The organism is Moheibacter sp., assembly GCF_049672845.1.
Taxonomy (GTDB): Bacteria; Bacteroidota; Bacteroidia; order Flavobacteriales; family Weeksellaceae; genus Moheibacter.
Genome location: NZ_JBATWT010000011.1, coordinates 57,512 through 78,962 on the forward strand (window position 1 = coordinate 57,512; position 21,451 = coordinate 78,962).

At 38.1% G+C, this 21,451-nt stretch carries 23 protein-coding genes; 12 read left to right on the plus strand and 11 right to left on the minus strand.

Going from position 1 to position 21,451, the window contains the following annotated elements; translation table 11 throughout:
• Positions 1-20: 20 nt before the first annotated feature.
• The 3 genes from WBF63_RS04310 to WBF63_RS04320 form a co-directional block, all read right to left on the minus strand.
• Positions 21-629 carry a response regulator gene (locus WBF63_RS04310; RefSeq protein WP_424368472.1) on the minus strand — a complete coding sequence of 203 codons (609 nt, stop codon included), beginning with the start codon at positions 627-629 and terminating at the stop codon, positions 21-23.
• Positions 622-2,514: a sensor histidine kinase gene (locus WBF63_RS04315; protein WP_424368473.1), complete on the minus strand. Its 1,893-nt coding sequence runs from the start codon at positions 2,512-2,514 to the stop codon at positions 622-624. The genes WBF63_RS04310 and WBF63_RS04315 overlap by 8 nt, the downstream gene beginning before the upstream one ends.
• A gap of 105 nt (positions 2,515-2,619) precedes the next feature.
• Positions 2,620-3,375: a LuxR C-terminal-related transcriptional regulator gene (locus WBF63_RS04320; protein ID WP_424368474.1), complete on the minus strand. Its 756-nt coding sequence runs from the start codon at positions 3,373-3,375 to the stop codon at positions 2,620-2,622.
• 336 nt (positions 3,376-3,711) lie between these two features.
• Between WBF63_RS04320 and rpmH the strand changes: the two genes are divergently transcribed.
• The 3 genes from rpmH (at position 3,712) to WBF63_RS04335 (ending at position 5,526) form a co-directional block, all read left to right on the plus strand.
• The gene (rpmH, locus tag WBF63_RS04325) at positions 3,712-3,867 is read left to right on the plus strand and encodes a 50S ribosomal protein L34 (protein ID WP_084018001.1); all 156 of its coding nucleotides are present in this window, start codon (positions 3,712-3,714) and stop codon (positions 3,865-3,867) included.
• Between the two features lie 81 nt (positions 3,868-3,948).
• On the plus strand, positions 3,949-4,644 hold the full coding sequence (locus tag WBF63_RS04330; protein ID WP_424368475.1) for a cell division ATP-binding protein FtsE: 696 nt from the start codon (positions 3,949-3,951) through the stop codon (positions 4,642-4,644).
• A complete protein-coding gene (locus WBF63_RS04335; RefSeq protein WP_424368476.1) occupies positions 4,645-5,526 on the plus strand; it encodes a glycosyltransferase family 2 protein in 882 nt (293 codons plus the stop codon).
• Here the strand turns inward: WBF63_RS04335 and WBF63_RS04340 are convergent.
• From WBF63_RS04340 to WBF63_RS04350, 3 genes are all read right to left on the minus strand, one after another.
• Positions 5,499-6,626 carry a glycosyltransferase gene (locus WBF63_RS04340; protein WP_424368477.1) on the minus strand — a complete coding sequence of 376 codons (1,128 nt, stop codon included), beginning with the start codon at positions 6,624-6,626 and terminating at the stop codon, positions 5,499-5,501. The two genes, WBF63_RS04335 and WBF63_RS04340, sit on opposite strands and share 28 nt — an antisense overlap.
• Before the next feature lie 55 nt (positions 6,627-6,681).
• Positions 6,682-6,912 carry a uroporphyrinogen decarboxylase gene (locus tag WBF63_RS04345; RefSeq protein ID WP_424368478.1) on the minus strand — a complete coding sequence of 77 codons (231 nt, stop codon included), beginning with the start codon at positions 6,910-6,912 and terminating at the stop codon, positions 6,682-6,684.
• Between the two features lie 285 nt (positions 6,913-7,197).
• A complete protein-coding gene (locus tag WBF63_RS04350) occupies positions 7,198-8,865 on the minus strand; it encodes an RluA family pseudouridine synthase (protein WP_424368479.1) in 1,668 nt (555 codons plus the stop codon).
• Positions 8,866-8,909: 44 nt separating this feature from the next.
• Between WBF63_RS04350 and WBF63_RS04355 the strand changes: the two genes are divergently transcribed.
• Together WBF63_RS04355 and kdsA are read left to right on the plus strand one after the other, a co-directional pair.
• The gene (locus tag WBF63_RS04355) at positions 8,910-9,344 is read left to right on the plus strand and encodes a hypothetical protein (RefSeq protein WP_424368480.1); all 435 of its coding nucleotides are present in this window, start codon (positions 8,910-8,912) and stop codon (positions 9,342-9,344) included.
• Between the two features lie 28 nt (positions 9,345-9,372).
• The gene (gene kdsA, locus WBF63_RS04360) at positions 9,373-10,182 is read left to right on the plus strand and encodes a 3-deoxy-8-phosphooctulonate synthase (protein WP_424368481.1); all 810 of its coding nucleotides are present in this window, start codon (positions 9,373-9,375) and stop codon (positions 10,180-10,182) included.
• Between the two features lie 119 nt (positions 10,183-10,301).
• Here kdsA and hemF read toward each other — a convergent pair whose 3' ends face one another.
• Positions 10,302-11,204 (minus strand): oxygen-dependent coproporphyrinogen oxidase, encoded by a 903-nt coding sequence (gene hemF, locus WBF63_RS04365; RefSeq protein WP_424368482.1) that lies wholly within the window; start codon positions 11,202-11,204, stop codon positions 10,302-10,304.
• A gap of 202 nt (positions 11,205-11,406) precedes the next feature.
• Here hemF and hpt point away from each other — a divergent pair, with 202 nt between their 5' ends.
• Together hpt and WBF63_RS04375 are read left to right on the plus strand one after the other, a co-directional pair.
• A complete protein-coding gene (gene hpt, locus WBF63_RS04370; RefSeq protein ID WP_424368483.1) occupies positions 11,407-11,943 on the plus strand; it encodes a hypoxanthine phosphoribosyltransferase in 537 nt (178 codons plus the stop codon).
• 2 nt (positions 11,944-11,945) lie between these two features.
• Positions 11,946-12,524 (plus strand): adenylate kinase, encoded by a 579-nt coding sequence (locus WBF63_RS04375; RefSeq protein WP_424368484.1) that lies wholly within the window; start codon positions 11,946-11,948, stop codon positions 12,522-12,524.
• Positions 12,525-12,582: 58 nt separating this feature from the next.
• Here the strand turns inward: WBF63_RS04375 and WBF63_RS04380 are convergent, their stop codons facing one another.
• From WBF63_RS04380 to WBF63_RS04395, 4 genes are read right to left on the minus strand one after another with little or no spacing between them, the layout of a single operon-like run.
• Positions 12,583-12,978 carry a hypothetical protein gene (locus tag WBF63_RS04380; protein WP_424368485.1) on the minus strand — a complete coding sequence of 132 codons (396 nt, stop codon included), beginning with the start codon at positions 12,976-12,978 and terminating at the stop codon, positions 12,583-12,585.
• Positions 12,979-13,012: 34 nt separating this feature from the next.
• A complete protein-coding gene (locus WBF63_RS04385; protein WP_424368486.1) occupies positions 13,013-14,218 on the minus strand; it encodes an alanine dehydrogenase in 1,206 nt (401 codons plus the stop codon).
• A 9-nt stretch (positions 14,219-14,227) separates the two neighbouring features.
• Positions 14,228-14,632 (minus strand): tRNA (adenosine(37)-N6)-threonylcarbamoyltransferase complex ATPase subunit type 1 TsaE, encoded by a 405-nt coding sequence (gene tsaE, locus WBF63_RS04390; RefSeq protein ID WP_424368487.1) that lies wholly within the window; start codon positions 14,630-14,632, stop codon positions 14,228-14,230.
• Positions 14,633-14,648: 16 nt separating this feature from the next.
• Positions 14,649-16,199, minus strand: a complete 1,551-nt coding sequence (locus tag WBF63_RS04395) for a PglZ domain-containing protein (RefSeq protein WP_424368488.1) — start codon at positions 16,197-16,199, stop codon at positions 14,649-14,651.
• A gap of 54 nt (positions 16,200-16,253) precedes the next feature.
• On the opposite strand from WBF63_RS04395, the gene WBF63_RS04400 reads away from it, so the two are divergent.
• The 5 genes from WBF63_RS04400 to efp are packed head-to-tail and all read left to right on the plus strand — an operon-like array spanning position 16,254 to position 21,339.
• Complete coding sequence (locus WBF63_RS04400; RefSeq protein ID WP_424368489.1) at positions 16,254-17,477, plus strand: HD domain-containing protein; 1,224 nt, start codon at positions 16,254-16,256, stop codon at positions 17,475-17,477.
• 42 nt (positions 17,478-17,519) lie between these two features.
• The gene (gene lpxD, locus WBF63_RS04405; RefSeq protein WP_424368754.1) at positions 17,520-18,560 is read left to right on the plus strand and encodes a UDP-3-O-(3-hydroxymyristoyl)glucosamine N-acyltransferase; all 1,041 of its coding nucleotides are present in this window, start codon (positions 17,520-17,522) and stop codon (positions 18,558-18,560) included.
• The gene (locus WBF63_RS04410; RefSeq protein WP_424368490.1) at positions 18,560-19,954 is read left to right on the plus strand and encodes a bifunctional UDP-3-O-[3-hydroxymyristoyl] N-acetylglucosamine deacetylase/3-hydroxyacyl-ACP dehydratase; all 1,395 of its coding nucleotides are present in this window, start codon (positions 18,560-18,562) and stop codon (positions 19,952-19,954) included. Before lpxD ends, WBF63_RS04410 begins: the two co-directional genes overlap by 1 nt.
• A gap of 10 nt (positions 19,955-19,964) precedes the next feature.
• Positions 19,965-20,756: an acyl-ACP--UDP-N-acetylglucosamine O-acyltransferase gene (gene lpxA / locus WBF63_RS04415; protein ID WP_424368491.1), complete on the plus strand. Its 792-nt coding sequence runs from the start codon at positions 19,965-19,967 to the stop codon at positions 20,754-20,756.
• A gap of 16 nt (positions 20,757-20,772) precedes the next feature.
• Entirely contained in the window at positions 20,773-21,339 is a 567-nt protein-coding gene (efp, locus tag WBF63_RS04420; protein ID WP_424368492.1) for an elongation factor P, read from the plus strand.
• Positions 21,340-21,451: the final 112 nt, after the last annotated feature.

The following is a 21,451-nucleotide window of genomic DNA, read 5'->3' on the forward strand; positions in this document are numbered from 1 at the left end:
AATTAAAAACTATTTAAAAATCAATCGTCCTCTTCTTCCAATGGATTTACAGGAATTTTAAATCCATTTTTAATGTTGAGTTTTTGTTTGATGTTTTTACGATGCGTTTTCACAGTCCAGATGCTTAAATGAAGCTTTTCTGCAATTTGCGGATTAGTAAATCCCTTCTTTACAAATTCATAAATTTCGATTTCCCTTTCGGTAAAATTGAAACTTTCGCTGAGTACGTTGGTAGTAGGCAGGGTAGGGCTGATTGGAAAGAAAATGCTGCCGTTGTGAACTTCTCTGATGGTTTCCAGCAACTGGCTTGTTTCAATTTCTTTTGAAACATAGGCTTCCACACCTATTTCGTTCAGTTCGTGAATGTAACTGAAATCCACTTCCATGGAAAGCAAAATGATTTTGATTTCGGGATGTGTTGATTTGAATTCTTTCGCCAATTGAATTCCCGATTTTCCCGGCAGATGAACGTCGAGTAAAAGGATATCGGGTAGTAGGTCTGCGATTTCTTCGATTTTAATATTCTTTTCAAAACCGTTCAGAAGCAGGAGGTCTTCCTCTTTTTCCATAATTGCTTTTAGTCCTTCAAAAAACAACCGATGGTCGTCGATGGAAATAATTTTAATCATAAGTTTTGGTTTTAAGTGGTAAGTTTATAATTATGGAAGTGCCTTGTGTGGTATTGTCTATGTGCATGCATCCATTGTAGTAAGCAACGCGGGTACGGATGTTGCTGATGCCGAATCCGTCGGTTTTTTCAAATTCTTCAATTGAAATTTTTTGTTTGCCGTTATCTTCCACCATTAGTCTGATTTCTTCCAGGTCAATGGCTATGGAAATACTCAATGCGTTTAGGTTTTCTGCGTGTTTTAGGGCGTTTGTGGTTAATTCCTGATAGATCCGATAAACATTTATTTTCATTTCCCATGGCAATAAAGATTCGTCGCCGATGAGGTTTAATTCTACTGAAGGTGAATCACCAAATCTTGAAGTTTCATCCTCGATTGTAGGGAAAAGTCCGAGTGTTTTCAGATTTTTAGGTGAAAGCTGATGAATCAGATGTTTGAAATCGGAATTAATGGTTTTTAAAATAGTGTTGAGTTTTTCTTCATTTTGAAGTTTCTCCTGTCCTAACAACATCCGGAATGCTTGAAGAGAGCCGCCAATTCCATCGTGAATGTCCTGTGCTACGCGCATTCTTTCTTTTTCCTGTGTGGAAATCAGTTCAGAAGTAAGCAGAATTCGTTCCTTTTCGGCCTTTTTAAGATGAAGGGTAAATTGGTCGAAATCATTTTTATACTTGAGCGCAAAAACAATCATCAGGTACACTACTTCAAAGGCAAAAGCAAAAATCAGATTTCCGGGGTTGATGAATTGTCGATGATGTATAACTTCAAATGTATTGTTGAGGATATAAAGAATCACCGAAATGAAAATAAGACTGTTTCCGCCCAGATAATGCCATACATAAGCAATTTTTTTCTTTATGGCAACGATAATTCCAATCAGAAAAACAACGAGCTGCACAAGAAGAAATATATTGTAATAAACTTTTGTAAGTTGAAGTAAATTAACAGATAAAAGATTGAAAAAATGTATCAGAAGAAAGAGGAAAGCAATCACGAGAGAAGTATTGCCGATGATTCGTAGGTATTTATCAAACTTCGGTAGGTATTTTTTTAATTGAACAAAATCCTGGAAAATCCTGATATTAAAATACAAAGCCAATCCGAGGAAAAACACTCGTGGGATTTTTGCCCAATACGGATAAACTGATTCCGGAATCAAATAAAGATCATGCAAGTACTCGACCATTGTGAAAGCCAATAAACTAAGTACATATCCTAACATATCGCCGAAAAACCTTTTTCTGAGAATGATAAACAGACAGAAATTGAAAATGGCTGCAAAAAAGAAAAACCCGTAATAACGCCCCAGTAAAAAGGAAAAATCCAACTCCCACCAAAGAATATCTGCTTCGGTGCTGATGTCGGTCGGGAAATATAGATTTTTACGACCAATAGGTTCTGTTTTGACCAATAAAGTTTTTGTCTCGCCAGGCATCATGGACACTTTAAATGAAATGGAACGAAGTGGGACCGAGCGATTAACTCTAGAAATATGATGTGATAAACTTTCTTCGTTCAGGATTTTTTCAGTATCCAAATCGGCTTCGTAAAGCGTGAAATTAATTCCTTCATTGTAAAAATTCCAGAGATAATCTTGGGGTCGGTCAGACTCATTTTTTACAACTAAGGCAAACCAGTGAACACAGTGGGTTAGGCCACGGTTGATGACGTTTGAAACTTTACCTTTTTCAACTTTTGAAAATTGATTTTTTTTGAATTTACGGAGTAGGGAAGAAGCTGTTTCCTCTTTGGAACAGTCTTTAAATTCAGAAAGATATTCCGGAAGCCAGTCATTGCCCGGGCCTGCGAGACGAAGCGTATCGGAAGCGAAAATTTGTCCGCAGAGCAGACAGGTGAATATCAGAAAAACCAATGTTTTTTTCACTCCGATTTTCTTGGTCGTTCAAATATAAAACAATGAAGGAATTTCACCTAAACTGTATTGCAAAATACCTATTTGTGGGGATTTGTTTTGAATAAAATTCAGAATTTAAACCCAACCTTCCCTGACTGATTTCGTAAGCAATTCGGTTAAACTGGCGCAACCCGATTTTTTCAAGATGTTTTTGCGGTGGGTTTGAACCGTCAATAAACTGATGTGCAATTTCTCGGAGATTTCTTTACTGCTTACCCCTTTGAGGACTTCATTTAAAATCTGATTTTCCCGATTGGTAAAGAGGTTTTTCGTCATCCTGAATTCTTCTTGCAAGTGCATATTGTAATAAGACGGTTCACCTTTCATGCCTATAAAAGATAATTTGGGAATTCCCTGGACATTCAGATGCGAAATATCGGTAAAAATCCCGATGGTTCTGGCACCGCCTTCCGGGAAATAATAAATCGGAACGACTTGTTGTAACACTCTTTTGTATTCGCCGTCTTTGGTTTTGATGCGGTAATCATAAGAGAATTTATATTTCAAAATAACGGAAGGATCCAGATTGGTGAAAAACCGGATGGCGCTTTTTTCATAATGAAAATAATAAGGAATATCCTCTTCATGGACGCTGTCCATCACCAATTGCAGGTTAAATTCTTCAGGATTATATCCCAAAATAGAAATGATTTTAGGATCCACATATTCCATTTCTGCCGTCTGTGTATTGAAAATGAGATAAAAACAATCTCCTACATGAAAAATATCCATATACTGTTGGATAATTTCCTTTTGGGACAAATCAATTGGCTGGGTGTCAATGGCAGGAATATTCTTCCATATTTCAACTAATTTTTCAATTTTTTCCATAGAAACATTAAAATAGAGAGGTCAGGAAATCAGGCAGTGCAAATTAATAAAATTAAATCAAAGAAAATACCTATGATTAGGTATTTTCTAATCAAAGCCGAAAAGATAAATTTGTGTTCACTATTAAGACCTAAGTATTTAATCAGCATTTAGATAAAAAAATGCTCAATTAGTACCTCCCACCTTAACTTTAAACCATTTTTTGACCTAATCTAATCCGGCTCCAGCCGGATTTATTTTGAAGAAAAAATAAATTTTTGAAATATCTTTTTTGTATTTGAAAAATTGCCATATATTTGCACACCATTTGAGAAAATGTAGAAAAGCTTTAGAAAAATGAAAAGAACATTTCAACCCAGCAACAGAAGAAAAAGAAATAAACACGGATTCCGTGAGAGAATGGCTACCAAAAACGGACGTAAAGTATTGGCAGCTCGTAGAAAAAGGGGCAGAAAGCAATTGACGGTTAGCGAAGTAAGAGCTAAACGATAATCGCTAATATTATATTAAAAAGACCAAGCCCGGAAGTTTCTTTCGGGCTTTTTTTTATATTTGTTTTCAAAAAATAGAAATATGTCAAATAAGGTAATCCAGTTAGAAAGAGCATTTATATACCAAAGAAATTATTTGGTGCTGAGCAATGTTGATTTTGAGTTAAATGATGGAGAATTTGCTTATCTGATCGGGAAAACCGGAAGCGGAAAATCAAGTCTGCTCAAAGTTCTTTATGGTGATTTACCGCTGAACGAAGGTTACGGAAAAGTAGTGGACATTGAACTCAATGGAATGAAAACCAGTAAAATTCCGGTGCTTCGAAGACATCTCGGAATCGTTTTCCAGGATTTCCAACTTTTATTGGACAGAAATGTTGAGAAAAACCTTTCTTTCGTATTGAAAGCAACGGGTTGGAAAGACAAAACCCTGATCAACGACCGCATAGACGAAGTGTTGGAAAGCGTAGGGATGATTTCCAAAAAGAAAATGATGCCGTTCCGTCTTTCAGGTGGTGAACAACAAAGGATTTCCATCGCACGTGCCCTTTTGAACCATCCGGAATTGATTCTGGCAGACGAGCCGACCGGGAATCTTGATCCCGAAACATCGGTTGAAATCATGAATTTGATTCTCAATCTTTCCAAAGAAAAAAATGTGGCCGTCCTGATGGCGACGCACGACTATAACATCATTCAGAAATTCCCTGCCAAAACCTTTAAATGCGAAGATGGAAAAGTCCATGTGGCAGAGTCCGAATCTTTATTTTTAGGTTAAATGTTGTCCGTTTTAATTCCGGTTTATAATTGGGATATAGGCAATTTGGTCAATGCGCTTCACCAACAATGTGTTGCCGCAAATATCGAATTTGAAATCATGGCCGTGGACGATTTTTCTACCGATTTGAATTCTAAGAATGCTAATTCCGCTATACATCTTCCTTATTTTCAATTAATTGAATTAAAAGAAAACGTCGGAAATGCCGAAGCCCGAAACATCCTCGCAAGAACTGCAAAATTTAAATGGTTGCTGTTTTTGGATGCCGATATGATCCCGGCGCAGGATGATTTCATCCGATTATATTTGGAACAAATCAAAGAAAACGATTTCGACATCATGAGTGGTGGAATTCTCTATGAAAATGAAGTTTCAGTTGAATATCGTCTGAAATGGCTGCACGGAAAAAAAACCGAAGAACAAATTCCCGGAAAAGATCCTTATCTCGAAATTCGGGGCAATAATTTTTTAGTGCGAAAAGAAATCTTTCTTCAGAACCCTTTTGGTGGTTTGCCGGAAAATTATGGATACGTCGATACCCATTTCGGATTGAAATTAAAAGCAGCCAAAGCACGGGTGAAAATCATTGATAATCCTTGCATTCACCTCGGTTTAGAAACCAATTCCAAATTTGTTGAGAAGCATAAAAAAGCCGTCCGAAATGCTTTTTGGATGATGAACAATCAACCTGAAATGGCAGAAAACCTGAAAATCATCCGAACTTATAAAAAGATGAAAAGGCTCGGTTTGAAAAAAACGATTGGCTTCTTGTTTCAAAAATTGGAAAAAACTTTACTGCGAAATTTACATTCGGAAAATCCTTCGCTATTTCAGTTTCAATTGTACAAATTGGGTTATATCTGCACTTTAAAAACCGAATAAATTTTCTCTAATTTCTTTTCCTCATTTTCCCAATTTAAAACTTCTGCCGCCTTTTTCAGATTCTCGGCATAAGGCGATTTTCCTTCTTCTAACATTTCTTGAATCAACTCGGCAATATGCTGAGGTTCATGATTTTGAATGATTTTTCCGATGCCGTAATTTTCAATTGTATTTTTAATTTCGGGTAAATTCGTGCCCAAAATCGGTATGCCGGCATGCGTATAATCAAAAATTTTGTTGGGCAAAGCGTAGCGGTAACTGATGCCGTAATCTTCCTCCAAACTCAATCCCAAATCGGCTTTTGGTGTGATGAGCTTTAATTGTGAAGGCGAAACTTGCCCGATGAATTTTACTTTATCATTCAAATTTAATCGGGAAGTCAAAGCTTCAAATTCTGCTTTTTTGGGTCCAAATCCCAAAATCCAGAATTGCGCATTTTCCACAAATTGCATGGCCTCAATCATTTTGTCGATTCCACGGCTGAAATTGAGCACACCCTGATAAATCAAAATTTTCTCACCAACTTGTATTTCAGGTAGTTGAACCTTTAATTTTTCGTCGGAAACCGATTGGACAACCGGAACATTCATGATGATTTCCGGCCGGATTTGATATTCTTTTTCAAACCAGTCCGCATAACCATGACTCACCGTATAAAAATATTGGATTTTCGGAACGATGAGTTTTTCCAATGTTTTCCATATTTTTTTCCGAAACGGTCGATTGTACAAAGTCGGAGCTTCCGAAAAGATTTCATGGCTGTCAAAAACCAATTGGCTTCCTTTGATTTTATGAACCAAATAATTCGGCAAAAGTGCGTCGAGATCATTGGCTAATAAAATATCTTCTTTTTTTGTGATTTTCAATAGTTTATGAAACAATTTCCAGTTGAAATACAGATACATTTTTATGCCACTTTGTCGGGAAAGATGCAGAATATGAACCGGATAGGGGAAATTCAATTTGGGTTTTTCACGTAAATCAGTGGCGACCACTTCCACCTCAAAACCAAACTTCAGCAACGAATTACAGACTTTCTGCACCCGCTGATCGCCCTGATAATTATTGATAACCGAAGTAATGATTTTAGGCTTTTTCATACGTGTTTTGCGTTTTGAGTTGAGTGTTAAGAAATTTACTCTTAACCCATAACTCTTAACTCTTAACTCTATTGTCCTTGAAAATTAAGAAATACAATTGGATAAAAACCAAAATGGCGTTGGGAATTACAACCGGCCAGAATTCGAAGTAAGTTCCGTAAGCCACAAAACACAAACAACCGATCATATTGATGATGCGGATGGATTTGATGTTGTTGACAAGAAAGGATGAAACAATAAAAACTGAGGCTGCATAGCCAATCCATTCAAATATATCGGGATTCATAAAGTCAAAATTTGAGCAAAAGTAGGGAATTTTTAGCTTCCGAATTTCGTCTTTCGAACTTCGAATTTCGAGCTTTAGAATTAAGACTTGCTTTAAAGTATATATGTTTTTTCGAGTTTGGAACTTAATTCTCTTAATTTCTTAATGGTTAAAAAATCCGCGAACATCTGCGTTATCTGCGGGAGATAAATTGAAATCACAATAGTCTGCCGTAAGAAGATAGTTTGATGGGTTGCATAGTTTTGTTGTGCGAATTTCGAGCTTCGCACTTCAAATTTCGACTATTTAAAAACCTTCTTTCACTTCAAATTTCAAGATTTCTTTTGTTTCAGGATGTGTAAATTCCAGTTCGGCAGCATGTAAAAAAAGTCGCTCCGCAGAATTTCCATACAAATCGTCCCCTAAAATAGGCGAATTCAGCCCCAACTTATGTGCAGCATGCATCCGTAATTGATGCGTTCGACCGGTCAATGGCCAGAAATGAACTTTGGTTTTTCCGTCTTTCGTTTCTATTTTTTTCCATTTTGTAACCGCCTTTTTTCCGTTTTCAAAACAAACCATTTGTCGTGGGCGGTCGGTGATGTCTGCCCGCAACGGAAGATGGATTTCGCCTTCCTTTTCCATCAAAATTCCATCCAGCAAAGCGGTGTATCGTTTTTTGACGGTTCTTTTCAGAAATTGATTTTGAATGATTTTATGCGCTTTTTTGGTTTTGGCAACCACCAAAAGTCCGGAAGTGGACATATCGAGCCGATGAATGATCAATGGTTCTATCGGATGCAACATCTCCTGTAATCTCGTATAAACCGAATCCTGAATTTCAATTCCGGGAACCGAAAGCAGTTCCGCCGGCTTGTTGACGATGAGTAAAAATTCGTCTTCAAAGAGAATTTCGATTTGTTTTTCTGCGGCTAAGTTTTTCAAAAGCGGATTCTCATCGATTTCCATTCCTTCGAGCATATGCCTGAGGATGGGACGGCATTTTCCACTGCAAGCCGGATAAAAATTTCCGTGTTTTCGGACTTCCGATTTAGGTGAAGCGCCCCACCAGAATTCGGCAAAAGCCAAGGGTTTCAAATCATGCAAAAAGGCGTATTGCAATAATTTCGGAGTCGCGCACTCGCCCGCTCCGGCAGGAGGTTTCTCAAAAACCGTTTCGGCAAAAATGGCTCCTAAACTTTTGGTTTTTCCCGATTGATTCAGGAAGGAATATTGCTCAAATAATTGATTTTGAAGGGCGGAAGATTTTGCACGTCTTTCCTTTTTTAGCTTTTCAATTTGAGATTCAAAAGAAGTGATTTTTAATTGGAATTCATCCAAAACCTGTTTCCAGCTTTCTTTCAACATCCGAAATTTAAACTGATCGAGATTGCTTTCCTTAATTAATTCTGCTTCGGAAACGGAAGAATCCATTGCTTCGCGAATTTTTTTACGGTTGGCTTTGTTTTCTTTCATTCCATTTTTAAATGCGGAAATTTCTTCGGTAGATTCTTGAGCATATTTTTCCAAATCCAATTTCAGCCGGAGAAATTCAGGATTCTTTTCCAGGATTTCAATTTTCCGGTTCATTTCATTCAGAATTTCTTCTTGTTGCAAGAAAAAACTGCTTTCTTTGAGCATATCAAAAACCGGTGGAACGAATTTTTCATGTTCGTTGGAACCTGCAAGTTTCCCTGAGAAAGCCGATAAAAAGCCGAGTTTGCCTTTCCGATCCTGAACCACCAAAACACCAAACATTTTTCCGATGATCAGACCTTCTTTTGTTTTGTCCAAACCGAAATTATGATTTCCATTGAATTCATTTTCCAAATAATCTTGCAAATCTTTCGCCGCCAATTCCGTCAGCGGATGCGGTTCATAATAAAATGGAAAGGTGAATTTTTCAGGCAAGGAAATGCCCTGAATTTGTTCAGGTTTGAAATAGGTGATTTTATTTTGGTGACTTTTAAACATAAACTGACTGCGAAATTATTGTATTTTTGATATAATCTTGAAATATGAAACAAATTGTATTCTTAAGTTTTGTCTTTTTCCTATTTTCTTGTGATCGTAATTTGAAAATAAAAGAATTTCAAAAAGGTGGCGATGTCTTTAATTTTGAAACGTATCAATTTAAGCGAAATTACGCTGATTCAGCAAAAACAATTAATCTTTTTCTTTCAAAAGAAGAATTAGAGTTAATTGAGAAAAAAATATCAAAATATAGAGTTAATTCTATTGAACCTTCAGACATTAGCTTGATTCCGAATGTAAATATCTCAGGTGAGGGATATTTCATTCGCTTTGATGAGAAACAACTGTTTGTGGAATTAATTCATTCTGAATATTATCAAAAAAATGAAAAGTATATCAATTTATCAAAATTTATAGGACTATTAGATTCCATTATTTATAGAAAAGAAGAAGTTTTGGAACTTCCTTCTGCTCAATAAACATTCATCTTTTTCGTAACTTTACCAAATGATTCAGAACTTATCAAAAATCAAACACAAAGATTCGCCGAATTTCTTTTTAATCGCGGGGCCTTGTGCCATCGAAAATGAAGAAACACCACGCAGAATCGTGGAAAAAGTCATCAAAATTACCGATGAACTCAATATTCCCTATATTTTCAAAGGTTCGTTTAAAAAAGCGAATCGCTCGCGAATTGATTCTTTTACCGGAATCGGCGACGAAAAAGCGCTAAAAATCATCCGACAAATAGGAGAGGAGTTTGACGTTCCGACCACGACCGATATTCATGAACCTTTTCATGCGGAAATGGCTGCTGAATATGTCGATGTGCTTCAAATTCCGGCATTTTTGGTGCGTCAAACCGATTTGGTCGTGGCAGCTGCGAAAACCGGAAAACATGTCACGTTGAAAAAAGGACAATTCCTTTCACCTGAAAGCATGAAGTTTCCGGTGGAAAAAGTAACCGATTCAGGCAATCAAAATGTGGCAATTATTGAGCGTGGAACCATGTTGGGCTATGGCGATTTGGTGGTGGATTATCGGGGAATTCCCGTGATGCAGAACTATGCGCCGGTGATTTTGGACATTACACATTCCTTGCAACAACCCAATCAGGCGAGTGGTGTAACCGGAGGGAAACCGGAACTAATCGAAACCATTGCCAAAGCCGGAATCGCAGTAGGAGCCAACGGAATTTTCATCGAAACGCATCCCGACCCGAAAAACGCCAAAAGCGATGGAGCCAATATGCTGCAATTGGATTTATTGGAAGATTTACTTCGAAAATTGGTTCGGATTAGGGAAGCCGTTCTTTAAGTGTTTCAGGTTTAAAATTTCAAGTTCAAAGTTTAATGTGCAACAGTCACTGTATGCGCAGATTTTGGAGTTTGTTTTCCAAAAACTTTAAATATTAAACGTCAAACCTTAAACCCAGATTAAACCCACTCCCTCGGATTCATCAGCACTTTTACCAGTTTTTCTTGTTCAGATCCTGGTTCGGGTTGATGGTTGTAATGCCACTGAACGTGTTTCGGTAAACTCATCAGAATGGACTCAATTCTTCCATTGGTTTTCAATCCAAACAAAGTTCCGCGGTCATGAATCAAATTAAATTCCACATAACGACCGCGACGAATTTCCTGCCATTCACGATCGGCTTCAGTATAAGCTTCATTTTTGTGTTTTTCCACAATCGGTATATAGGCTTCCAAAAAGGAATCACCCACTGCCGTCACGAAATCATACCAAAAATTCACATCAAATTCTTCGGTTGGTTTCAGGTAATCAAAAAACAATCCGCCGAGTCCTCTTGCTTCCCCACGATGTGAATTCCAGAAATAATCATCACATTCCTTTTTATATTTGGCATAAAAATCCGGGTGATGTGCATCGCAAACTTTTTTGCAGACCGTATGCCAATGTACCGCATCTTCTTCGTCCAAAAAATAGGGCGTCAAATCCTGACCGCCACCAAACCAATGGTCCACCACATTTCCGGCTTCGTCATACATTTCAAAATAACGCCAATTGGCATGCGTGGTTGGAACTTTCGGGCTTTTTGGATGAATTACCATACTCAATCCACAGGCAAAAAACTTACCCGATGAAACATTCAGAGCTTTTTGCAAAGACTCGGGAAGGTCTCCATAAACGCGTGAAATATTCACACCGCCTTTTTCAAAAACATTGCCTTCATCCATGACCATGGTAAGTCCGCCACCGCCGCCATCGCGCTGCCATTCATCTTTTTTGAATTTTGCTTTTCCATCGACGCGTTCAAGTTCGTCGGTAATGGTTTTCTGAAGGTTTTGAATGTAATTGTAAAACTGATCTCTCATTTCGAATTGCTTTGTTAACAAATTTAAACCTTTACCATAGGATAATTTATGACTTTTTTAATGTTTGCTAATTCAAACTGAATCTAATTTAAATTCTCAATCTCAACGTTTCGGGATATTATGGTAAAGGGATGTTATTTTTTGAATCATCGAATTGACAGATTCTAAAAATTTATGTAGTTTTGGCAACTCATTGAGCCTTATGGAAGAAATTAAAATTCACGACAAGGTATTTATACCCTATATTACATTTGAAGAAATTGAGCATGCGATCAAACGTATGGCCAACACAATTTATGCACAACACAAAGACGATGTTCCCGTATTTATTGGTGTATTGAATGGTGTGGTTATGTTCATGAGTGATTTCCTGAAACAATATCCAGGGCAATGTGAAATTTCATTTTTGAAAATGGCTTCTTATGAAGGAACTACTTCGAGTGGAGAAGTGAAATTACATATGGATATCCCGATGGATCTGACCGATCGTCACATCATCATCCTGGAAGACATCATCGATACCGGAAATACTCTGGAAGCGCTTCATAAAATTTTGAGTAAAAAGAATGCGAAAAGCATAAAAATAGCAACGCTTCTGTACAAACCGGAAGCTTATAAAAAAGATTTAACCATTGATTTGGTTGCACTTACTATACCCGATAAATTTGTGGTAGGATACGGACTTGACTATGACGGACTTGGAAGAAACCTGCCCGATATTTATCAAATTAAACAATAAAAATGATCAACATAGTATTATTTGGCCCTCCGGGAAGCGGAAAAGGGACACAGGCAAAATTTTTGGAAGAAAAATTTAATCTGAAACAATTGTCCACCGGCGATATGTTTCGTTTCAACTTGAAAAACCAAACTGAATTAGGTAAATTGGCTCAGTCTTATATGGATCAGGGGCATTTGGTTCCGGACGAAGTGACGACAAATATGCTTCGTGATGAACTGAAAAAACATACCGGCTATTCAGGATTTATTTTTGACGGTTACCCAAGAACTACTGCACAAGCCGAATCACTGGACGTAATTCTGAAAGAAGACCTAGGTCAAGAAGTAAAGATCTGTCTTTCCTTGAAAGTAGATGATGAAGTTTTGGTGGGCAGGCTTTTGGAAAGAGGAAAAGAAAGCGGTCGCGCAGATGATGCCAACGAAGAGGTCATTCGAGAACGAATTGTGGAATACTACAAAAAAACCGACGAGGTTGCCGAACATTATAAAGCCCAAGGGAAATATGCAGAAGTAAACGGTGTGGGCGAAATCGCTGAAATCACTGCTAATTTATCGGCCGAAATCGAAAAGTTTGTTTGATTAAACAACAATAATAAAAAATCCTGATAAGTTTTCTTGTCAGGATTTCTTTTTGAAATTATTTTTCTTCTTCTACTTTATCCAGTTTCTGAAGTTCCGTCAGAATGGTTTGTTTTTTACAAATCTGATAAACAAAATCGAAATTTCTTTCCTCGCGGTATTGAGCACGATACGTCCGGCAAGGCGTTTCCCTCACTTCATCGGTCCCGAAATTGGTTATTTTACTCTTTTTAAACAATTCATTATAAATGAAAACACTATCAAGGTGTTCATTTTGAATTGTTTGCTGTGCGTTTTCAGAATAGGACATCGGATAGATTTTAGCTTCTTCCAATGCTCTTGAGTTCGGGAAATACGAACACTGCATGGAGCGTGGGCCAAACAAAATAATTACCAATACAACTCCGATTGAAACCCCAATCAGATAAAAGCGCAATCGTTTCCAAAAGTCCATAAATCTAAAATTTTAATGCTGAAATTTCCGGCAATTATACGATTAATAAATTTATATCGTGAAAAGGAAGGTCAAACCAGTCGCTGATTTTTTTCTTGGTCATGCGGCCGTGGTAAAGATAAATTCCCGACCGAAGTCCGCGATCGCATTTTATAACATGTTCAAAACCGCCTTCTTTGGCCACCGAGAGCAAATAAGGCAAAAAGAAATTGCTCAAAGCTTTGGTGGTAGTGCGTGAAACACGCGAAGTAATATTGGTCACGCCATAATGAATGACACCGTGTTTGATGACAAACGGTTTGGAGTGTGTAGTGATTTCAGAGGTTTCAAAACAACCGCCATTGTCAATGCTCAGATCAATGATAACCGCTCCGGACTTCATGTTTTCCACCATTTTTTCGGTTACCACGCAAGGAGCGCGGGCATCGCCACGAAGTGCGCCGATGGCTACATCGCATCGTTTCAGTGCCTTTCCGAGTTCCTTTGGGTCAATCATGGAAGTGGAAATTCTTACACCCAAATCGGTTTGCAATCTTCGTAAACGACTCAAAGAATTATCAAAAACCCTTACGTTGGCACCCAGTCCCAAGGCAGCTCTTGAGGCGTATTCGCCAACGGTTCCGCCACCTAAAATAACGATCTCAGCCGGACGAACACCGGCAATTCCGCCCATCAAAACGCCGTTTCCGCCGTTGGTATTGGACATCAATTCGCCCGCGAGCAGGATGGAAGTGGTTCCGGCTATTTCACTCAACAAACGCACAACCGGAAGGTGTCCGTGTGCATCTTTGATGAATTCAAATCCAAGTGCGGTGATTTTTTTGGCCGATAATTTTTCGAAATAACTTCTCGTCTGCATATTGATCTGAACGGTTGAAACCAAAAAAGAATTCGGCATCATCAGTTCGATTTCTTCTGTCGTTGCAGGACTGACTTTTAGTATGATAGGTTTTGAAAAAACTTCTTTTTTGTCATAAGCGATGGTTGCGCCTGCTTCGGAATATTCCTGATCGGTGTAGTTAACACCTTCACCGGCACCCGTTTCCACCGTGATGTCGTGGCCGTTGGCTACCAAAACCTGAACCGCATCGGGAGAAAGACTCAACCTTTTTTCTTCCAAATGAATTTCCTTAGGAATTCCTATGCTTAATTTCCCTTCTCTTAACCGAACTTCCAGCCGTTCTTCCTTCGGCATAAGTTCCTGACGTGTAAAAGGTGTATAAATACCGCTGTTTTCCATCTTTTAAAATTACACAAAAATAATGGTTCTTTGATTTCCTTCTGCAATAATTTTAATTGTATGATGCTTTTCAGGGAGTAAGTCTGAAATTTTATCAGGCCATTCGATGAAACAATAATGACCGGAATACAGATATTCTTCTATCCCGAAATCCAATGCTTCTTCCTCGGATTTAATTCGATACAAATCAAAATGGAAAACTTTTCCTTCGGGAATTTCATATTCGTTGACGATGGAAAAAGTAGGACTGCTGATTTCATCGGTACTTCCCATTTCCTGAAGCAAAACTTTGATAAAAGTGGTTTTTCCTGCGCCCATTTCGCCTTCAAGCAAAATGATTTTCTGTTGAAGTTGAGAGATAATTTCTTGGGCGACGCTGTTTAGTTCTTCAATTGAATGAATTTGAAATTCCATAAAAATTCGGAAATAATTAAGTTTTAGGCGTCAAAGTTACAAAAGGAATGATCATTTCTTCCATGGAAATTCCGCCGTGCTGATAGGTTTCCTTGTAATAATTCACATAGTGATTGTAGTTTTTCGGATAAGCCAGAAAAATATCTTCTTTCGCAAAAATGTATTTGGATGTCATATTTACTTTGGGCAAATAATAATCTTCTGCATTTTCAATGGCAAAAACATCATCTTCGTCATATTGTAACTTCCGTCCCATTTTGTAACGAAGATTGGTGCTGGTTTCGCGGTCACCGACTACCTGAGAAGGTTTGCGCACGAAAATCGTTCCGTGATCGGTGGTCAGCAAAATTTTCATTCCTTCTTGCTGGGCTTTCTTCACAATCTGCATCAAATAAGAGTTTTCAAACCAATTTTTGGTTGTAGAACGATAGGTTTTGTCATCTCTGATCATTTGGCTCACAATCCGATTATCGGTTTTGGCATGGGAAAGAATATCGATAAAGTTATAGACGATCACCGTCAAGTTTTTATTTTTATACTGATGGAATTCGTCCAAAATTTTCTTTTCATAATCAGAATTTAGGATTTTGAAATATTGGGTAGTCAAATCAGACAATCCCAATCGTTTCAATTGATCTTCTAAGAATAATTTTTCAAATTGATTTTTATTTCCTTCGTCGTTATCGTTGAGCCATTCGTTGGGAAAGCGTTTTTCAATTTGCGAAGGCAACAGCCCTGAAAAGAATGCATTTCGGGCATATTGAGTTGCCGAGGGCAAAATGCTGTAATACATCTGCTCTTTTTCGACATTATAAAATTGAGAAAAAATAGGTTCAATCGCTTTCCATTGATCATAACGCAAATTGTCCACCATGATGAGCAAAGTGTTTTGGTTTTTGGACAAATGAGGTTTTGCGTAATCTTTAAAAACGGTGTGTGACAAAACCGGTTTCTCATCGGTATGAAGCCAATCGTAATAATTTCTTTCTACAAACTTGAAAAAGGCAGCATTAGCCTCTTGTTTTTGGGCTTCCAGGATTTTGGCCATTTCATTGTCCTGAATGTTTTCAAGTTCTAATTCCCAATAAACCAGTTTTTTATAAATATCTCTCCAGTCTTCAAAATCCCGCGCATTCATCATGTCCATGGCTATGCTTCGGAATTCCATCTGATAATTCACAACCGCTTTTTCGGTGATGATTTTGCTGCTGTCGAGAATTTTTTTCAAACTCAGCAAAATTTGATTTGGATTGACAGGTTTGATTAGGTAATCCGCTATATGTGAGCCGATAGCTTCTTCCATGATGTGTTCTTCCTCATTTTTGGTGATCATCACAATCGGAAGCTGAGGTTTTATTTCTTTGATTTTCTGAAGCGCTTCGAGTCCGCCCATTCCGGGCATATTTTCGTCGATCAGCACTGCCGAAAAATTTTCATTTGGGATGATTTCCAAGGCGTCTGTGGCATTATTAATCATTTGGGTTTCGTAACCTTTTTTCTCCAAAAACAAGGAATGGGGTTTCAACAACTCAATCTCATCATCGATCCATAAAATTTTTATAGCCATACAAGTGTTTTTCTGTTAAATTTGTAACTAATTTAGTGATTAAATAAGCATAAATTGGAGTATGTAAACAAACTAAAGGTATTTAACGATCCCGTACACGGATTTATTAGCATACCCAACGAATTAATTTTCGATATTATTCAGCATCCAAGTTTTCAGCGACTGCGAAGAATATGCCAAACTGGATTAACCGAACTGGTTTATCCGGGTGCGAAACATTCCCGATTTCACCATGCGCTCGGAGCCATGCACCTGACGCAAAAAGCGGTGGAAACGCTTCGGGCAAAAAATGTGGAAATTTCGGAAGAAGAAAAAAACGGCGTGCTTTGTGCCATACTTTTACATGATATCGGGCACGGACCTTTTTCTCATACTTTGGAACATTCCATCATTGAAAACCTGTACCATGAAAGAATTTCATTGTATTTGATGGAAATGTTGAACCGTGAATTTTCTGGTGAATTGGATCTTGCCATCCAGATTTTTAAAGGCGAATACGAAAGGAAATTTCTCACGCAATTGGTTTCGAGCCAACTGGATATGGACCGATTGGATTATTTGAAAAGGGATAGTTTTTTTACAGGAGTGGTGGAAGGGAATATAAATCCCGACCGGATTATTTCCACGTTAAATGTAAAGGACGATCAACTTGTGGTGGATTCCAAAGGGATTTATTCCATTGAAAAATACCTGGCTGCGCGAATGTTTATGTATTGGCAGGTTTACAACCACCGGACTTCTTTTTCGGCAGAAGTTTTATTGACGCAAGCGATGCGTAGAGCAAAAGAATTAAGTCGAAATGGCGAAAAATTATTTGCCACAGACGCTTTCGGATATTTTTTGCAAAATGAAGTAAAAGAAAACCTGAAAGATCAGCTCGGGCAATTTATTCAACTCGATGACAGCGATGTATGGGCTTCGCTCAAACAATGGCAAAACCATGAGGATATAACTTTATCCTGTTTGTCGCGTTGTTTAATTAACAGGATGCTTCCGGTTTCAAAAATTTTAAACGAACCGCTTTCTGCCGATGAATTAAATGTTTTGACAAATAAAACCGCCAGAGAGCTCGGAGTAGAGGACGGAAGTTATTTTGTACACCAGTCCAGTGTGAAAGTTATTCCGTATGATAAACACAAATCACCGGTTTATATCATGAACAAAGACCGAAGTTTGCAGGAAATTTCGGAGTCGTCCTTGCAGATTTTATCGCATCATTTGTTGAATCCGATAGAAAAGTTTCATTTATGTTACTTAGATGTTAAGAAAAATTCTTAATTCAAATTATAGATATACCCAAAATTTATATTTTTGCATACTATGGAGTTTAGTGCAGTAGAAATTGCTTCGGTTTTAGAAGGGAAGGTAGAAGGCAACCCCGATGTAAGGGTCAATACGCTTTCTAAGATTGAAGAAGGAAAACCGGGATCCATTTCATTTCTTTCGAATTTGAAATACGAACCTTATTTATATAGTACCGAAGCGTCAATTGTAATCGTTTCCAAGGATTTTACACCCGAAAAAGAAGTGAATTCTACGTTAATTTGGGTGGAAGATGCTTACAAAGCTTTTACGAAACTCCTGCATTATGCCAATCATCTGAAAAATAAAAAATCCGGAATCGAACCCAATGCCCAAATTCATGAATCAGCGAAGTTGGGTGAAGAAGTTTACATCGGAAGTTTTGTTTTTGTAGGAGAAGGAGCCGAAATCGGAAAGGATGTAATGATTCATTCCGGGGTTCATATTGGTGAAAATGTCTCCATAGGAGAAGGAAGTGTAATCCATTCGGGCGTACGTATTTATTCCGACACAAAAATCGGGAAGAATTGTATCATTCATTCCAACACCGTAATGGGAGCAGACGGATTTGGATTTACGCCGACTTCTGACGGTACTTTGGAAAAAGTTCCACAAATCGGGAATGTAGTTGTAGGGGACAATGTGGAAATTGGTTCTTCTTGTACCATTGACCGCGCGACTTTGGGTTCAACTATCATTCGTTCTGGAGCGAAACTTGACAATCAGATTCAGATTGCACACAATGTAGAAATAGGTGAGAATACTGTGATAGCATCCCAAACAGGCGTAGCCGGTTCGACCAAAATCGGGAAAAACTGTATGATTGGCGGACAGGTCGGAATCGTAGGTCATTTGAAAATCGGAGATTTTGTGCAAATTCAGGCGCAAAGCGGTGTCAATAATAATGTACCCGACGGATCAAAAATTTACGGTTCTCCATCTATGGATGCAGCCGACTTTAGGAAATCTTACGTATATTTCCGCAATTTTCCAAGTATCGTAAAGCGATTGGAAGAACTTGAAAAAGAAATAAAGCAACAACAAACAATAAAAGATTAATGTCTGACAAACAAAAAACGCTGGCAAGCGAATACGTTTTAAACGGTGTAGGACTTCACACAGGACGTGAAGTAACCATGACACTGAAACCTGCGCCGGTAAATACCGGTTTTGTTTTTGTAAGAACCGATTTGGAAGGTAATCCACATATAGAAGCCGATGCCAATTATGTCACCAGTACTGAAAGAGGGACAACCATTGAAAAGAAAGGCGTGAAAATCCATACCACGGAACACCTTTTGGCAGCTTTGACAGGAATGGATCTGGACAATGTCCTGATTGAAATCAATAATTCAGAAGTTCCTATTTTGGACGGTTCTTCCAAATATTTTGTGGAAGCGATTGAAAGAGCAGGAATCGTAGAGCAGGAAGAAGATCGAGAATATTACGTCGTAAAAGACATCGTGACTTATACCGATCCTGAAACCGGTTCTGAAATTACGGCTATTCCGGCCGATGAATATCAAGTTACTACCATGGTGGATTTCGGGACGAAAGTCTTGGGAACGCAAAATGCTTCCATCAAAAGTATGTCGGAATTTAAAGAAGAAATTGCCAATGCGCGTACTTTTAGTTTCCTGCATGAAATCGAATATCTTCTGGATGCCGGACTTATCAAAGGCGGCGATCTTGGAAATGCAATCGTTTATGTGGACAAGGAAATCACTCCGGAAACAAGACAGAAACTGACCAAAGCTTTCAATAAAGAAGATGTTTCAATTCGTCCGAATGGTGTATTGGATAACATCAATCTTCATTATCCAAATGAAGCGGCACGTCACAAACTTTTGGATGTAGTAGGGGATTTGGCTTTAATCGGAACAAAATTAAAAGCAAAAATTATCGCAAATAAACCGGGTCACCAGATCAATACCAATTTTGCTAAAAAACTAAGCAAACAGATTGGAATTGCAAAACGTAAAAATGTACCAGAATTTGATTTGACCAAAGATCCGATTTATGATATCAATGATATTATGAAGATTCTTCCGCATCGGCCGCCATTTTTATTGCTGGACAAAGTGATTGAAAAAACAGAAACTTCACTGGTCGGTGTGAAAAACGTAACCATGAACGAACCGTTTTTTGTAGGACATTTCCCTCAGGAACCGGTAATGCCGGGCGTATTGCAGGTAGAAGCCATGGCACAGTTGGGAGGAATTCTTGTTTTGGGTGAAATTGACGACCCAAAGGATTATTCCACCTACTTTATGAAAATTGAAAACGTGAAATTCAAAAGAAAAGTTATTCCGGGTGATACCCTGATTCTAAAAGTTGATTTGTTACAACCCATCAGAAGAGGAATCGTACACATGCAGGGATACGGATATGTAAACGATACAATTGCCGTTGAAGCAGAAATGATGGCATTGGTAACAAAAGACAAAATATAATTTGGAAACAATGAATCAACCATTGGCTTATATTCATCCGAATGCAAAAATTGCCGAAACTGCGATTATAGAACCCTTTTCTACTATTTATGACAATGTTGAAATCGGAGAAGGAACCTGGATTGGCCCCAATGTAACCATCATGGAAGGTGCCCGAATCGGAAAAAATTGTAAAATTTATCCGGGAACCGTTATATCAGCCGATCCTCAGGATCTAAAATATCAGGGAGAAAAAACACTTACTTATATCGGTGACAATACCACAATTCGTGAATGCGTGACTGTCAACAAAGGAACCAATGCACTTGGTTACACCAAAATCGGAAATAATTGTCTGGTAATGGCAACGGCACATATCGCACATGATTGTGTAATTGGTGATCATGTGATTCTGGTGAACGGAGTCGGATTGGCAGGACATATTGAAATTGGAGATCATGCCTTTTTGGGTGGAATGAGCGCCGTACATCAGTTTACACACATCGGCGAACATGCTTTCATAGCCGGTGGATCACACGTCAGAAAAGACGTACCACCATTTGTGAAAGCAGCGAGAAACCCTTTGTCCTATGCCGGGGTGAACTCCATCGGATTGCAGAGAAGGGGATTTAGCACAGAACAAATCACAGAAATCCAGAATATCTACAGGGTTTTCTTTCAGAAAAGTAAAAATGTGACACAAGCACTGGACTTCATCGAAAATGAATTCGAATCTACACCTGAAAGAAATCAGATACTGGAATTTATCAAAAACAGCCCGAGAGGTTTGATGAAAGGATATACTACAAAAGCAGAAATTTAATTAAGAAAATATTCAAATGGCAACTACAGCAGACATACGAAAAGGACTTTGCATCAATTGGAACGATGATACCTGGAAAATAATTGAATTCCAGCACGTTAAGCCTGGGAAAGGACCCGCGTTTGTTCGTACCAAACTTAAAAGTGTTACAAACGGAAAGGTATTGGATAATACATTTTCAGCCGGACATAGAATCGATGAAGTTCGTGTCGAAACCCGTAAATATCAGTATCTGTATGATGATGATAACGGATTCCACTTTATGAACAATGACGATTATTCTCAGGTTTACATCAATAAAGGAATGATTGATAACGATCAGTTTTTAAAAGCAGGTGATGAGGTTACTATTTTATTCCGTGCAGAAGATGAAATGCCGCTTTCGGCTGAACTTCCTCAATTTGTGACCATGGAAATTACTTATACAGAACCCGGATTGAAAGGTGATACAGCAACCAATGCAACCAAGCCTGCCACAACCGAAACAGGTGCTCAGATCCGTGTTCCGCTTTTTATCAACGAAGGTGATAAAGTGAAAATCAATACCGAAGACGGTTCTTACATGGAAAGAATCAAGGAATAGTTTCTATAATTAATTCTGAATAATTTAAATGCCTCGTAGTTAGCTGCGAGGTTTTTTATTGCCTGAATTCTAATTTATAATCATCCTATTTCCAATTCATTAAATTTGAATT

What these genes read in the sequence shown, in the direction of transcription:
- WBF63_RS04310 (WP_424368472.1), bottom strand. Translation starts at nt 629, where the DNA reads ATGATTAAAATTATTTCCATCGACGACCATCGGTTGTTTTTTGAAGGA.
- WBF63_RS04320 (WP_424368474.1), bottom strand. Translation starts at nt 3,375, where the DNA reads ATGGAAAAAATTGAAAAATTAGTTGAAATATGGAAGAATATTCCTGCC.
- rpmH (WP_084018001.1), top strand. Translation starts at nt 3,712, where the DNA reads ATGAAAAGAACATTTCAACCCAGCAACAGAAGAAAAAGAAATAAACAC.
- WBF63_RS04330 (WP_424368475.1), top strand. Translation starts at nt 3,949, where the DNA reads ATGTCAAATAAGGTAATCCAGTTAGAAAGAGCATTTATATACCAAAGA.
- WBF63_RS04335 (WP_424368476.1), top strand. Translation starts at nt 4,645, where the DNA reads ATGTTGTCCGTTTTAATTCCGGTTTATAATTGGGATATAGGCAATTTG.
- WBF63_RS04340 (WP_424368477.1), bottom strand. Translation starts at nt 6,626, where the DNA reads ATGAAAAAGCCTAAAATCATTACTTCGGTTATCAATAATTATCAGGGC.
- WBF63_RS04345 (WP_424368478.1), bottom strand. Translation starts at nt 6,912, where the DNA reads ATGAATCCCGATATATTTGAATGGATTGGCTATGCAGCCTCAGTTTTT.
- WBF63_RS04350 (WP_424368479.1), bottom strand. Translation starts at nt 8,865, where the DNA reads ATGTTTAAAAGTCACCAAAATAAAATCACCTATTTCAAACCTGAACAA.
- WBF63_RS04355 (WP_424368480.1), top strand. Translation starts at nt 8,910, where the DNA reads ATGAAACAAATTGTATTCTTAAGTTTTGTCTTTTTCCTATTTTCTTGT.
- kdsA (WP_424368481.1), top strand. Translation starts at nt 9,373, where the DNA reads ATGATTCAGAACTTATCAAAAATCAAACACAAAGATTCGCCGAATTTC.
- hemF (WP_424368482.1), bottom strand. Translation starts at nt 11,204, where the DNA reads ATGAGAGATCAGTTTTACAATTACATTCAAAACCTTCAGAAAACCATT.
- hpt (WP_424368483.1), top strand. Translation starts at nt 11,407, where the DNA reads ATGGAAGAAATTAAAATTCACGACAAGGTATTTATACCCTATATTACA.
- WBF63_RS04375 (WP_424368484.1), top strand. Translation starts at nt 11,946, where the DNA reads ATGATCAACATAGTATTATTTGGCCCTCCGGGAAGCGGAAAAGGGACA.
- WBF63_RS04380 (WP_424368485.1), bottom strand. Translation starts at nt 12,978, where the DNA reads ATGGACTTTTGGAAACGATTGCGCTTTTATCTGATTGGGGTTTCAATC.
- WBF63_RS04385 (WP_424368486.1), bottom strand. Translation starts at nt 14,218, where the DNA reads ATGGAAAACAGCGGTATTTATACACCTTTTACACGTCAGGAACTTATG.
- tsaE (WP_424368487.1), bottom strand. Translation starts at nt 14,632, where the DNA reads ATGGAATTTCAAATTCATTCAATTGAAGAACTAAACAGCGTCGCCCAA.
- WBF63_RS04395 (WP_424368488.1), bottom strand. Translation starts at nt 16,199, where the DNA reads ATGGCTATAAAAATTTTATGGATCGATGATGAGATTGAGTTGTTGAAA.
- lpxD (WP_424368754.1), top strand. Translation starts at nt 17,520, where the DNA reads ATGGAGTTTAGTGCAGTAGAAATTGCTTCGGTTTTAGAAGGGAAGGTA.
- WBF63_RS04410 (WP_424368490.1), top strand. Translation starts at nt 18,560, where the DNA reads ATGTCTGACAAACAAAAAACGCTGGCAAGCGAATACGTTTTAAACGGT.
- lpxA (WP_424368491.1), top strand. Translation starts at nt 19,965, where the DNA reads ATGAATCAACCATTGGCTTATATTCATCCGAATGCAAAAATTGCCGAA.
- efp (WP_424368492.1), top strand. Translation starts at nt 20,773, where the DNA reads ATGGCAACTACAGCAGACATACGAAAAGGACTTTGCATCAATTGGAAC.